This is a genomic window from Nocardia carnea (genome assembly GCF_029869215.1).
GTDB lineage: Bacteria > Actinomycetota > Actinomycetes > Mycobacteriales > Mycobacteriaceae > Nocardia > Nocardia carnea_B.
Genome location: NZ_JARWPM010000148.1, coordinates 1 through 13189, shown reverse-complemented (window position 1 = coordinate 13189; position 13189 = coordinate 1). Strand labels below are relative to the sequence as shown.

Sequence of the window (13189 nt, the reverse complement as noted above, 5' to 3'; positions counted from 1 at the left end):
CCCGGCCCCGTGGCGCCGGGCGGGGGGGGGCCCCTACTAGGGTTTGCCCGCCTCCCCCCCGCCGGCCCCCGCTGGGCCGGGTCGCGCGGGTTACGGGGCGGGGGCGACAGCCGGAATCACCCCCACCGAAGTGTTCCCGTTGTTGCTGCTGGCGCTGGGCGGGCTGCTGCTGTTCCCCGCGGCCAACGATCTGCTCACCATGTTCGTCGCGCTCGAGGTGCTTTCGCTACCGCTGTATCTGCTGTGCGGGCTGGCGCGCCGGCGCCGGCTGCTCTCGCAGGAAGCGGCGTTGAAATACTTCCTGCTCGGGGCGTTCTCCTCGGCGTTCTTCCTGTACGGGGTGGCGCTGCTCTACGGCCAGGCAGGTACCGTCCGCCTCGCGGGGATCGCCGAATCGCTCGCCGCCGAAACCGGTTCCCCCACACTGGCGTTGCTGGGTGTGGCCATGCTGGCGGTGGGGCTGCTGTTCAAAATCGGCGCGGTCCCGTTCCAGGCGTGGGTGCCCGATGTGTATCAGGGCGCCCCGACCCCGGTCACCGCGTTCATGGCAGCCGCTACCAAGATCGCGGCGATCGGTGCCCTGCTGCGTGTTCTACAGGTCGGCGTCGCGGAGATCGCCGCCGACTGGCGTCCGGTACTCGCCGCGGTCGCGGTGGCCACGATGCTGGTGGGTGCGATCCTGGCGATCACCCAGACCGATATGAAACGGATGCTCGCGTACTCCTCGATTGCGCATACCGGTTTCCTGCTCACCGCACTGGTCGCCGCGAACGACCGGGGTATCTCGTCGACGCTGTTCTACTTGTTCGTCTACGGGCTCGGCACGCTCGGCGCGTTCGCCGTCGTGAGCATGGTGCGCGAACCCGACGGCACCGAGGCCACCGGGCTGCCGCGCTGGGCCGGTCTCGGCCGGCGCTCTCCCTGGCTCGCCGGGGTGTTCGCGTTGCTGCTGCTGTCGTTCGCCGGTATCCCGGTCACCGCGGGTTTCGTCGCGAAGTTCGCGGTCTTCCAGGCAGCGGCAGCCGGTGACGCCGGCTTCCTGGTGGTCGTCGGCGTCCTGGCCAGCGCGGTGGCCGCGTTCTTCTACATCCGGGTGATCGTGCTGATGTTCTTCACCGATCCGCCGGACGATCCTCCGGTCGTGGTAAGCCCCCCGGCCACCGTCACCTTGCCCATCGTCGCGGGCGTGGCCACGCTGCTCCTGGGTATCACGCCGCAGCCACTGCTGGACGTGGCCGGCGACGCCACGGTGTTCGTCCGCTGAGCCGGGTTCCGAACTCGATACCGAACGACCGATGCCCGCCGGACCGATGGCCGGCGGGCATCGGCGTCATCCGGTCCGGCTCAGGTCCACAGGGCGGCGATCAGCACATTGACGATCGCCAGGCCGCCCGCCGCGTCGGGCATCCAGGCCGGATCTTTCCCCCGCTTGGCGTCCGCGCGCGCCATTTCGGCGAACGCGGCCACCAGTACCGAGATCACCAGTTTGATCCCGATCTTCACCATGTTCAGGTCCTTGTCCAGCGAGGACACCGATTCGGCCAGGCCGACCAAGACGATCCCGGTGATGATCTGCGCGCGGGCGCCCCACACCATCACTTCGTTGACCCCGGGCCGGCCGGCAGCGTATCCGCCGACGACCGCCGCCATCCCGAGCAGATGGGTGACGACCACAAGGTTGTAGACGATTTCCATGCACCAGGACGCTACTCGATCTCCGCGCTTCCTACTACATAGAGTCGTAAACTAATAACCGGCTACCCGAAACTCGCCGGCCAGCACCGGAAGTGGCCCGGAATCTTCAGCGGGACAGCTCCACCTCCGCCGTTTCCGCGACCGGCGGCGCGGCCTCCAGGATCGCGGCGAGGAGCCCGGGAAAGCGCTTGTCGAGTTCCCCTCTTCGGACCTTGCTGACACGGGAATTTCCGTGTAGCTCTGTCTCCACCACGCCGCTCTCCCGCAGCGTACGGAGGTGGTGGGAGACCGTGGAGCGCTTGACCGGAAGGTCGAGCGCTCCGCAGGGCGCCTCGCCGACCCGGGTCAGCATCCGCACGATCTGCAGACGCACCGGGTCGGCCAGCGCCTGTAGCACGGTCCCGATCTCGACATGAGCCAAGTCCGGCTGCGGCAGCAGTGGCGCCTTCTCCGGTGCTCGCATCCCGACCTCCACAGTATTTCGATGCCTGTCGTCTCTTACGATACACGTCGACATAGTTGTACGATCACGATCGTAAGTGTCGATGCTCATCGAAATAGAGGTATTTCCGCATGTCAGAGACCACCCGCACCGAGGACGAACCGAAGCACATGCGGTGGCGCAGCCATGCCGCCGTCCTGGCGCTCGGCACCTTCGCAGTGGGCACGGATGCCTTCGTCATCGCAGGACTGCTGCCCGACATCAGCGACTCGCTGCACGTCTCCGTCGGCGCCGCCGGCCAGCTGGTGAGTGTCTTCTCGATGGCCTATGCCCTGCTCTCGCCGGTGCTGGCGGCGCTGACGTCGACGTGGTCCCGGCGCACCGTACTCATCACGGCGCTGCTGATCTTCGCCCTCGGCAATGGCGTCACCGCACTCGCCCCGGACTACGGCGCGGTGCTGGCCGCGCGTATCGTCGCCGCCGCGGGTGCCGCACTGTTCACTCCGAACGCGGGCGTGACAGCGGCGTCACTTGCCGGACCCCGGCAGCGGGGCCGGGCCATTGCGATCGTCACGGTCGGCCTCACCAGCTCTCTCGCCCTGGGGGCGCCACTGGGCACCCTCATCGGCAACGCCCTGGGTTGGCAGGCGACGATGTGGTTCGTGACCGCCCTCGCGTTACCGGTCATACCCGTCCTCGCGCTGCGGCTCCCTGCTGTGGCCCACGACTCCGTGGCCGGGCTGCGGCAGCGCCTGACGCCACTCACCGACCGCAAGGTCGCCGGCGTGCTGGCCGGCACTCTCCTCGCCTTCGTCGGCATCTATCTGCCGTACACCTACATCAGCGAGGTCTTCCGCTCCGCCACCGGCGGAGATGGGGCGCGGGTGGCACTGCTCCTGCTGGTTTTCGGGCTGGCAGGCACAGTCGGAAACCTTCTCGCGGGACGTCTCGCCGACCGGTTGGGACCGCGCACGGTGGTCCTTGCCGCCACCCTTGCGCTGACCGCCGTTTTCCTCCTCGTTGTGGGTAGTCCTGCGTCATTTCCGGTGGCGATGGTGCTGGTGGCGCTGAGCGGTACAGCCTCGTGGTCGGTCACCGCGCCGCAGCAGCAACGCCTCATCTCCCTCGCCCCGGCCGGCGCCGAATCCGTGGTCGTCTCACTCAACGCTGCCGTGATGTATCTGGCCATCTCGGTGTCGAGTGTGCTCGGCGCTGCGCTCCTCGACGCCTCATCTCCCGGGCACCTCTCCGCCGTCGCCGCCGGCTTCACGCTCGTCGCGGCCGCGGTCACCGCACTGTCCGGACGCCCCGGGCGCCGCATGCCGCCGGCTTCCCCGCACGCGGGGCAGCCGCCCACCACGGGAGGTGAAACCGAGAAGGCGCGCGCCTGCTGAGACCTCAGTCGGGCCAGTGGCCGGTGGCCTTGTGATACGCCACCGCGCCCGCGCGGTCGACCGATGCTTTCACCACGCCGAAGATCGCACCTTGCAGCGCGGCGGCGAGCAGGACCTCGCGCCACCCGTACTCCCGTGAGGTTGCCTGCGGGGCGCGCTCCTCCCCGCTCGCGCGGCGCCATACCTGCCGGAACACCGCATGCGCCGCGACACCGCCGAGCGCGCCGGCCAGGGTGCCCACGGGCTTGTACAGCACGTTCACGCTGTCCTCCTCCGGACGATCAGCCAGGCTGCGGCAGCGGCGGCCGCTGCCGCCGTCACGGTCGCCACGGGTACCGGCCGGGCGCGAACTACCTCGGCGGCCTGCATACCGCGCGCGAGGAGCGGTTCCGCGGCACCGGCTTCCACACGTTCGGCCACCTCGGAAGCACGGGCCTGAATGCGCTTGGCACGTTCACGGACATCGTGTTCGGCGTGGGCGGTCTCCCGGCGGACGGCATCGGCCGCGGTCCGTGCGGCGTCGGCGGTACGGGAACGCATATCGGCCTTGGCGGCCAGCGCGTCGATGGTGTGGCGGAGTTCCTCGCGGACCTGATCTCGGTCCCGGCGCACCGCGTCGCGGTCATTGCTGCTGTTCATCGCTGACTCCTGCGGGTAACGGCCTCGATATCGGTCCGCGCACCGGCGACTGCTTCTGCCGGCACCGGCGGGGTGTTCGCGGTGACGACCTTCTTACCCGCGAACGTCAAGACGGCACCGAGCACGATCAGTGCCGCACCGACAAGTAGCGCGGCGGCCCAATCCGGTAACACCAGCGCCAGCGCGGAGCCTGCGGCCACGAGCAACGCCGCGCCGCCGTAGAACATCAGCAACCCGCCCGCGCCCGCCAGGCCGGCGCCTTTGGCTGCGGAGCCCGCCTTCTCCTGCATTTCCAAACGGGCCAAAAGCATTTCGTCGCGGACCAGCCGGCTCATCTGAATGGTGGCTACATCGACGAGTTCGCCGACCGACCGTTCGTCCCCGGTCTGTGCTGTTCGTGGCTGCGCTGTCGAAGTCATGGTCTGGCCTCCTCGAATCGCTTCGGCGCCGATACGGCGGCCGGATACCCGCGGGTGTCGCGGACAAACGCTGATACGGTCACCGGACGGAATCTCCGCGAGATCTTCCCGCAGACCAGCAGATTCGTCAGTGACGCCGCTACCCGTACAGCGCGCGGTCCGACGTGCGACCAGCGCGGGAACGGACGGCCTCGCCGACCGGGCGTTCGGGGCGACTCGCGCGGGGCGGGCCGGCCGCGTCGGCGCCGAGGAGCGTCAGCGCTTCCAGTGCCAGGTAGAGCTCGGCGGACTGGCGCGGATCGGTGGTGTCTCGCCCCGTGAGATCGCGGATCTTACGCAGCCGGTAGCGCACCGTGTTGCGGTGGCAATGCAGGCTTTCGGCGACCGCGGCCGCCGAACCACCGCACCGGTACCAGGCTTCCAAGGCCGCGATCAGATCGTCCCGTTCGGGCTCAGGTAATTCGAGAACCGGTCCCAGGATCTGCCCGGCGGCCCGGCGGCCCGCCTCGGGCACCGCGACGAGCAGGTGGCCGACGGGTTCGTCACCGAAGCGGACCACCCCGGCCGAGCCCACACGAACGGACCGGGCGGCCAGCCGGGCCTCGGTGAGCCCCGCGGGAATAGCCTGGGACGTCCAGAACACGGCGCTGATCCCGACCCGGTCGGCAACGGCCGCGGAGATCGTCGCGGCCGCGCGGTCGATCGCGGCCGCCGATGCGGCCGACAGCAACCCGATATACGCATCGATCTGCGCATCCCAGACCGCGCGCACGCCCAGGCCGGCCAACGCCGCGGCGAGTTTCGCCGGTAACGGCGCGGTCGGTTCGGTATCGATGGCGACCACGGCGAACGCTCCGCGCTCCGGGAACCCCAGCGTCCGCAGGACGTCGAGCACTCCGGCCGGGTTCCCGGAATGGTCGTCGAACAGCGTCCGGATGAGCCGGCTCTGGAACTGGGCGTCGGAATGCGCGAGCAGGATCTCGGTATCGCGGTAGGCCTCGACGGCGGCGTCGGAGTACAGGTCGATGAGTTCCCACAGATGCGTGGCCAGATCGTGCAGGCGCGGATCGCCGGGCCCGTTCGATCGCACGGTCAGCTCTTCCCAGATGAGCCGCCCACCGAGCCGATAGGCGTGCAACAGGGCCGCGATCGGGATGCCCTGTTCGGCCTTGAGCCGCCCGGCCGCCCGGGCCGGCTGCAACCGGAACGGGTGCGTACCGGCCAGGGCGCCGATCACCGACGCCAGATTCTCCCGGCAGGTATGCGCCAACTGTTCCTCGGTCAGCAGGCCGGATTCGCTGTAGGAAGGGTCGGCCGCCGCGATCCGGCCCACGAGGGTGTCGGTCAGCACCCCAACGGCACTCGACAGCCGGGCGGCCAGGGCCGATGCTTCGGGCGCGGGTGTCACGGGTGCGGGCGTCGTCATATCCGGCAGTGTACGCACCGCGAGTGACCCAGACCACGCCGGGATTGTGCACAGGCACAAATCGAGAGGGTCGGGTCCGCAACAACGACACATTCCATTCGGTCGTGAGCACAGTCACACTCGTCTGTGTCCGGATAACCGCGCGATTCTCATCAACGGAGTGCACCGTGCAGACAGAACAGGCCACCGCGCCCGATACCGTGATCGACGCCGCCGTCGCCGACCTTGCCGCGGGCGAGCGGAAATGGTCGCGGCTGCCCCTGGCCGGCAGACGCGCCCTACTCGATCGGGTCCGCGCGCTCACCGGACGGCACGCCCGGGAATGGGTCGACGCCGCCGTGCGGATCAAAGGACTGGAGCCCGCGTCGCCACTGGTGGGCGAAGAATGGATATCCGGGCCCTACGCGTTCGCGACCGCTCTCGCCGCCGTGTCGAGCACCCTCGAATCGCTCGAGCGTGGCGTGAGCCCGCTGGCGAAGGCGAAGTTCGGTGCCGCCGGTAACCAGGTGACCGTCCAGGTGCTGCCCACGGGCCTCTACGACGAACTGCTGCTCAGCGGCTTCAGCGCCGAGATCTGGCTGCAGCGCGGTGTCAGCTCGGCTGCGGCGAAAGCCAATGCGGGCCTCGCCCAGCTCGACCCGGCCCGTACGCGCGGCATCGGCGCGGTCCTCGGCGCGGGCAATATCAGCTCGATCGCGCCGCTGGACACGGTGTACGAGCTCATCGCCCACAACCGGGTGGTCGCGCTCAAACTGAACCCGATCACCGATCCGCTGCTGCCGGTCTTCGAGAAAATCTTCGCGCCGCTGATCGACCTCGGGGTGGTGCGCATACTCACCGGCGGAGCCGATATCGGCGGGCGCCTGATCGCCCACGAGAAAGTCGCCCACGTCCATATGACCGGCAGCGCCGCGACCCACGATGCGATCGTCTGGGGCACCGGCCCGGATGCGGCGGCCCGCAAGGCCGCCGGGACACCGTTGCTGGACAAGCCGATCAGCAGTGAGCTCGGCGGCGTCTCGCCGACGATCGTGCTGCCCGGCCGGTGGAGTGCGGCCGATCTCGAATTCCAGGCCGAACATCTCGCGACCCAGCAGCTGCACAACGGCGGCTACAACTGTGTGGCGGCGCAGGCGGTGATCGTCTCCGCCGACTGGCCGCAGAAGGACGAATTCCTGAAGGCCCTGGCCGCGGCCGTGGACCGGGCACCCACCCGCCGCGCCTACTATCCCGGCAGCGACGACCGCGTGGCCGGGGCACGCACGTCCTACCCCGGCGCCCGGCGGCTGGGTGCTCAGGGTGAGCGCGTGCTGGTGACCGGCCTGGATCCCGCTGCCGCGGAGGCGCTGTACTCGACCGAATATTTCGCCCCGGTCCTCGGCGTGGTGGAACTACCCGGAACCGGCGCCCCCTTCGCCGCCGCCGCGGTGGATGCCGCCAACGACCGGTTCACCGGCACGCTCGGCGTCAATATCATCGCGCATCCGGACACCATCGAGGCGCTCGGCGCGGAGTTCGACACGCTGATCGAACGCCTGCGCTACGGCACCGTCGCGGTCAACGCGTGGACAGCGGTGGGCTATCTGACGCCGACCGCGAGCTGGGGGGCCTACCCCGGCCACACCCTCGACGATGTACAGAGCGGTATCGGCGTCGTGCACAACGCCTGGTTGATCGACCGGATCGAACGTACCGTCGTCCGGGGGCCGTTCCGGCCCGCCCCGCGTTCGCTGCTGAACCGCGAATGGGCCCTGAGCCCGAAACCGCCGTGGTTCGTCACCAACCGCACCGCCGCCCGCACCGGCCGGCTGCTCACCGCCTTCGCCGCCGATCCGCGCTGGTCGCGGCTGCCCGCCATTTTCGCCTCCGCCCTGCGCGGCTGAATCACGACTGGAGCACACCGATGAAAGCAGATACGGCGCTGCCGTCCACCGTCGACTACGTCGTTGTCGGCACCGGCTCGGCGGGCGCGGTCCTCGCCGCCCGGCTGAGCGAGAATCCGGGCAATCAGGTCGTCGCACTCGAGGCCGGACCCGAGGACACCAACCGGTTCGCCCATATCCCGGCCGCGTTCTCGAAACTCTTCGGCAGCGAATGCGACTGGGGTTATCTGACCACCCCGCAGCCCGAGCTGGGCAACCGCCAGATCCTGTACCCGCGCGGGAAGCTGCTCGGCGGCTCGTCGTCGATGAACGCCATGATGTGGGTGCGCGGTTTCGCCGCCGACTACGACGAGTGGGCCGCCGCGGCCGGCGATTGGTGGTCGTTCGCCGCTGTCGTCGAGTACTTCGAGAAGATCGAAGCCGTCGAGGGTGCGTCCGAACCCGGCGAAGGGCGCACCGGGCCGCTACGCATCGCGCATCAGCGCACCGCGAATCCGTGGACCGGGAAATTCCTGGCGGCCGCCGAACTCGCCGGGTTCAAGAACGAGCGGGCGAATACGGCGCAGCCGGACGGTTTCTGCCAGACGATGGTCACCCAGAAACGCGGGGCGCGGTGGAGTACCGCCGACGCGTACCTGAAACCGGCGCGGCGCCGCCCGAATCTCACCGTGCTCACCGGGGCGCACGCGAATCGCGTCGTTTTCGAGGGCACCCGCGCGGTCGGCGTCGAATACCGGAAAGACAACCGGCTCTTCACCGTCCGGGCCCGGAAAGAGGTTGTGCTCTGCGGCGGTGCGATCAACACCCCGCAATTGCTGATGCTTTCCGGTATCGGTGACGAACAGCAGTTGCGCGCCCACGATATTCCGGTACTGCACCATATTCCGGAGGTCGGCCGCAATATGAGCGACCATCTGATTTCGCTCATCGGATTCGGCGTCGATTCCGGCACCCTGTTCGATGCCGAGAAACCGCGCCAGTTGCTCGATTATCTGGTGCGCCGCCGCGGCATGCTCACCTCGAATGTCGGTGAGGCCTACGGGTTCGTGCGCAGCCGGCCCGACCTCGAATTGCCCGATCTGGAAATAATTTTCGGTCCCGCCCCGTTCTTCGACGAGGGAATCGGTGTCGCACCGGGCCACGCGATCGCCATCGGCCCGATCCTGCTACGCCCACGCAGTCGCGGAACCGTCACGCTCGCCTCGGCGGATCCGGCCGCCAAGGCCGTGGTGGACCCGAAGTATCTGTCCGATAGCGAGGGCGCCGATCGCACCGCCCTGCTGGAGGGACTGCGGATCGCCCACCGCATCGCCCGTACCGCGCCACTGGGTTCCGCGCTGGGCTCGTTCCTGCAGCCCAAACGGGAACTCGACACTCTCGACGAAACGCTCGAGGAGGCGCTGACCTGGCATTCACACACCCTGTACCACCCGGTGGGCACCTGCCGGATGGGCAGCGGCTCCGGCAGTGTGGTGACGCCGGAGTTGCGGGTAGGCGGTATCGAGGGGCTGCGGGTGGCCGATGCGTCGGTGAGGCCGTCCATCATCCGCGGCCACACCCACGCCCCCGCGGTGGTGATCGGCGAGAAGGCGGCGGACCTGCTGGCCGCCGCCGGCTGAGCACACCGCTGCGGTCGCCGGGCCCGGGACGGCGCATATGCGATTGGATTCGCGGTGCCACTACACAATCGGCGGGCCGGTACCGAACTCCACAGAGAAAAGAACAGCCCGCCGGATTTCGATCCGGCGGGCTGTTCCTACAGGTCTACCTGCGCGTACGAAGCACCTGTCACTCAGCGGAGAGGCTCGACAGATCGCCGAATCCGCTGAAAATGTTCCCGAAAGCACCCAGCAGAGTTCCCAGGCTACCCAGGTCGACAGAACCCATTTCCCTCTCCAATCAATCATCCAACCGATGACGCTCGTGTGCGCCGCCAACCTTGGTAGTGGCTTAATCCAAACGTATCCGTTCCGTTTTTCAAACGTTATTGAAAACGGGGGTTAACAGAAGTTGAATTCCGCAGCCTTAATAAATACGACGCACGGAATTACACGAGTGTATTTCATCGAATTATTCTGCGCGCGCGAATTTCTCGGAAAATACCGGAGAAAACGGACATTTCCCGGAATTCGCCGGGCCGCCCTCAACCCAGGTGCGCGGAGAGCAACCAGGCCGGTAGCGACTTGCGGCCGTGCGGTTCGTCGCGCACAGCTTCCGGCCGGAACATCGGATTGTCGGTCGCGGTCGCCAGGGCTGCGGGAATCTTGCCGTGGATCCGGGACGGTGCGATCTCGTCGACCACCCAGTACCTCGACACCACTTCCCGCAGCTCGTCGGCGCCGACCGGCGCCGGGCCCGGCCCCGGATTCTCGGGCAGCGCGGCACGGTCGAACACCAAAGCGAAGTAGGACGCACCCGGAGCCGCGGCCCGGGCGATCGCGCGCAGATACCCCTCCCGGGCCTCGACCGGGATCGAATGGAACAGCGTGCTGTCCACGATGGTGCCGAACCGCCCGTCGTAACCGGTGAAGGACGTGATGTCCGCGACCTCGAAGGTGGCGTTTCCCAGGCCGCGACGACGGGCCTCGGCACGGGCCGATTCGATGGCGGTCGGCGCGAGGTCGAGGCCGACGGTGGTGAAACCCCGCGCCGCGAGGTCCAGCGAGATCGCCCCCTCACCACAGCCTGCATCGAGGATCTCGCCGTGGAACCTGCCCTGCTCGATGAGGGCGGCGAGCGCGGGTTGCGGCTCCCCGATGCTCCAGGGCGGCGCGACCCCCGGCCCGAACGGCCCGCCGGTGCGGTAGACGTCTTCGAATTCGAACTCACCCGGAGTGGTCATACCAAAGAACTATCAGCCGGATCCGCCGATGTACATGTAACCGAACGACGGTATCCGGCGATACCATCTACGCTCACCGGTTACCCGCCGCCTCGCGCGCACTACAGCTCCGCCGGTGCCACCAGTTAAGTGGCGGCAATCTATCGAATCATCCCGGTCATACCATTTCCCGCGGCGTCCCGTCCGGGGTCCCGCCATTCCGCACGAAGATTTACGTGGCCGCGCGAGCGGCGAATCATCCTACGAACAGCGACTTTTCGGAGTATAGAACCGACCGTCCGAGCCCCGCTGCCGCTCTCCGGGAGTAAAAACGAGAATGCAATATTGCGTATTCACCGTGCGGTAGAGCAAATGTGATGGACACCACGAGAATTGGGGCAAATGATCAGCACACTCGATCGAACTTCCTGTCGTACTGTCTATCTCACACAGCAGGCTCGGGTTTTGCCCGGCAGAAGTTTGGATGGACATGCTTCACCTAGAACATTTCGCGCTGGGCTGGCTCACGCCCGCGCTGGCCTACTTCCTCTCGGCCACCGGCTGCGCCATCGGTCTCCAATGCACCAAACAAGCCCGCCGCGGCCGGCGCCGCCTCGGCTGGCTGACGATGGCCGCGATCGCCATCGGCGGAACCGGAATCTGGGTGATGCATTTCGTGGCGATGCTGGGCTTCTCGATCGACGGCGCGCAGATCCGATTCGATGTCCCGCTCACCATCCTCAGCGCCGCCATCGCCGTCGGCGTGGTCGGCATCGGCCTCTATCTCGTGACCACTCCCGGCTCCGGGATCCTCGCCCTGCTCACCGGCGGCGCGATCACCGGGGCGGGGATCGCGGCCATGCATTACACCGGTATGGCCGCGATGCAGACCAACGCGCAGATCGACTACGACCCGGCGCGGGTCGCGCTCTCCCTGGTGATCGCCCTGGTAGCCGCCACCGCGACACTGTGGTTCAGCCTGCGTTCCTGGGGCCTGCCGTCGACGCTGGGCGCGGCTCTCCTCATGGCGGCGGGCGTGGCGACCATGCACTACACGGGAATGTCGGCGATGCACGTCCATGCCGTGGCCGATACCGCGGCGCCCCGGGGCGCCGAAGCACTGGAGGTCCTCGGACCGCTGCTCGGCGCGCTCAGTATCGTCACCGTCGGTCTGCTCATCGGCATCAGCATGACCCTGACCGACCCGCACCGGTCCGCACCCTGACACCGCTCAGCCGAGCCCGCCGATCCCCTTGCCGAGCACGACCGCACCCATGGTTGCCAGGACGATCGCCATCACCAGATGATTGTTGACCTGCAGCCAGTTCTTCGTCGCCGCGAGCGGGTCCGAAAGACGGTCGGCGGCCACCCGATAGCCGAGCACCGGGACCAGCACCGATACAGCCGCGAGTACCGTGAACATCAGTAGCGCGACGAGATCGCCGCCGAATGCCGTACCCCCGGTACCGATGACGATCCCCGCCGAAACGCACAGCAGGAGATTCTTCGGATTGACCGCCGCGAGCACTACGGCGAGACCAGCGGCTCTACCGAAGGTGAATTCGTCGATGGCCCGCATCCATTCCGGGGTACGGGTATCGGCACGGGACCGCCACTGTGTGCCGGCCAGGACGAGCAGGGCGAGACCCAGCACGATCTTCATCCAGGCCCCGGCCGTCCCCCCGCCACCGGAACCCGACCCCACCGCACCGGCGAGCACGGTCACGACAGCGGTGACCACGAAGATTCCCGCCACCCAGCCGGCCGCGAAACCGGGACCGGTGACGCGGGCGTTGGCGGACAGCAGCATCAGCACCACCGCCACGATCGGAATCGGCGAGATCGCCACACCGACCGCGAGCGGTAACAGGTCGCCGATCACCGAACCCATGGCACGTATCCTCTCGACCGGTGCTTCCGGTACCCGGCGCGGCGGTGCGATCGGCGCCCGGTCAACCGAGCAATTGCCTTTTCGCCGCGGTGAATTCGTCATCGGAGAGCACACCGGAGGCGTGTAACTCCCCCAGCTTGTGCAGTTTCGAGACGAGGTCCTCCGATTCCGCGGCCGCCGGCGCGGGAGCGGGCTGCGCGTACTGCTGCGGCGGCGGGGGCGGGGGCACCTGCTGGGCGGCGTAGGCCTGGCTTTCCGCGGCACGTCGCTGCGCGTGCCGATCGACCGCGTTCGCGGTCGCCCGGGCCGTACCCGCGACCACCGCGGTGCGGGCCACCGTGCCGAGCAGGCCCGGCCGGCCGATACGTCCTGCGCGGAACACCATGGCTTCTCCTTACCTCGTGGCTGCCGACAGTGCCGCCGTCACGGCATCCCGGGGGATCTGCACGTGCAGCGCGACCTCCCCGGGGGGGGGCGGCGGGGGGGGGGGGGGGGGGGGGGGGGCCGGCGGGGCGGGGGGGGGGGGCGACCCGCCGCGGGGGCGGGGGGAGGAGAACCCCCCCCGCAAAAAGGAGAGGA

At 68.4% G+C, this 13189-nt stretch carries 13 protein-coding genes and 1 pseudogene; 5 read left to right on the top strand and 9 right to left on the bottom strand.

The window, feature by feature from the left end:
* Positions 1 to 40: 40 nt before the first annotated feature.
* Positions 41 to 1264: pseudogene (gene nuoN, locus QH276_RS09720) on the top strand (NADH-quinone oxidoreductase subunit NuoN); the annotation flags it as partial.
* A gap of 80 nt (positions 1265 to 1344) precedes the next feature.
* Here nuoN and QH276_RS09715 read toward each other — a convergent pair.
* Complete coding sequence (locus QH276_RS09715; protein ID WP_280398545.1) at positions 1345 to 1695, bottom strand: hypothetical protein; 351 nt, start codon at positions 1693 to 1695, stop codon at positions 1345 to 1347.
* Between the two features lie 106 nt (positions 1696 to 1801).
* Positions 1802 to 2158, bottom strand: coding sequence for an ArsR/SmtB family transcription factor (locus QH276_RS09710; protein WP_280398544.1), 357 nt, complete (start codon positions 2156 to 2158; stop codon positions 1802 to 1804).
* Positions 2159 to 2268: 110 nt separating this feature from the next.
* Here QH276_RS09710 and QH276_RS09705 point away from each other — a divergent pair, with 110 nt between their 5' ends.
* Positions 2269 to 3531, top strand: coding sequence for an MFS transporter (locus tag QH276_RS09705; RefSeq protein ID WP_280398543.1), 1263 nt, complete (start codon positions 2269 to 2271; stop codon positions 3529 to 3531).
* Positions 3532 to 3535: 4 nt separating this feature from the next.
* Here QH276_RS09705 and QH276_RS09700 read toward each other — a convergent pair whose 3' ends face one another.
* The 4 genes from QH276_RS09700 to QH276_RS09685 form a co-directional block, all read right to left on the bottom strand.
* Positions 3536 to 3793 carry a DUF4235 domain-containing protein gene (locus tag QH276_RS09700; RefSeq protein ID WP_280398542.1) on the bottom strand — a complete coding sequence of 86 codons (258 nt, stop codon included), beginning with the start codon at positions 3791 to 3793 and terminating at the stop codon, positions 3536 to 3538.
* The gene (locus tag QH276_RS09695) at positions 3790 to 4170 is read right to left on the bottom strand and encodes a hypothetical protein (RefSeq protein WP_280398541.1); all 381 of its coding nucleotides are present in this window, start codon (positions 4168 to 4170) and stop codon (positions 3790 to 3792) included. The genes QH276_RS09700 and QH276_RS09695 overlap by 4 nt, the downstream gene beginning before the upstream one ends.
* A complete protein-coding gene (locus QH276_RS09690; protein WP_280398540.1) occupies positions 4167 to 4589 on the bottom strand; it encodes a phage holin family protein in 423 nt (140 codons plus the stop codon). The genes QH276_RS09695 and QH276_RS09690 overlap by 4 nt, the downstream gene beginning before the upstream one ends.
* 139 nt (positions 4590 to 4728) lie before the next feature.
* Positions 4729 to 6015 (bottom strand): PucR family transcriptional regulator, encoded by a 1287-nt coding sequence (locus tag QH276_RS09685; RefSeq protein ID WP_280398539.1) that lies wholly within the window; start codon positions 6013 to 6015, stop codon positions 4729 to 4731.
* A gap of 167 nt (positions 6016 to 6182) precedes the next feature.
* On the opposite strand from QH276_RS09685, the gene QH276_RS09680 reads away from it, so the two are divergent.
* Both QH276_RS09680 and QH276_RS09675 read left to right on the top strand, forming a co-directional pair.
* The gene (locus QH276_RS09680; protein WP_280406700.1) at positions 6183 to 7898 is read left to right on the top strand and encodes an aldehyde dehydrogenase family protein; all 1716 of its coding nucleotides are present in this window, start codon (positions 6183 to 6185) and stop codon (positions 7896 to 7898) included.
* Positions 7899 to 7918: 20 nt separating this feature from the next.
* Positions 7919 to 9517: a GMC family oxidoreductase gene (locus tag QH276_RS09675; protein ID WP_280398965.1), complete on the top strand. Its 1599-nt coding sequence runs from the start codon at positions 7919 to 7921 to the stop codon at positions 9515 to 9517.
* Between the two features lie 524 nt (positions 9518 to 10041).
* On the opposite strand, the gene QH276_RS09670 is transcribed toward QH276_RS09675, so the two are convergent.
* Complete coding sequence (locus tag QH276_RS09670) at positions 10042 to 10740, bottom strand: class I SAM-dependent methyltransferase (protein WP_280398964.1); 699 nt, start codon at positions 10738 to 10740, stop codon at positions 10042 to 10044.
* Positions 10741 to 11209: 469 nt separating this feature from the next.
* On the opposite strand from QH276_RS09670, the gene QH276_RS09665 reads away from it, so the two are divergent.
* Positions 11210 to 11944, top strand: coding sequence for an MHYT domain-containing protein (locus tag QH276_RS09665; RefSeq protein WP_280398963.1), 735 nt, complete (start codon positions 11210 to 11212; stop codon positions 11942 to 11944).
* A gap of 6 nt (positions 11945 to 11950) precedes the next feature.
* On the opposite strand, the gene QH276_RS09660 is transcribed toward QH276_RS09665, so the two are convergent.
* Entirely contained in the window at positions 11951 to 12610 is a 660-nt protein-coding gene (locus tag QH276_RS09660; RefSeq protein ID WP_280398962.1) for a GAP family protein, read from the bottom strand.
* 61 nt (positions 12611 to 12671) lie between these two features.
* On the bottom strand, positions 12672 to 12995 hold the full coding sequence (locus QH276_RS09655) for an SHOCT domain-containing protein (protein WP_280398961.1): 324 nt from the start codon (positions 12993 to 12995) through the stop codon (positions 12672 to 12674).
* Positions 12996 to 13189: the final 194 nt, after the last annotated feature.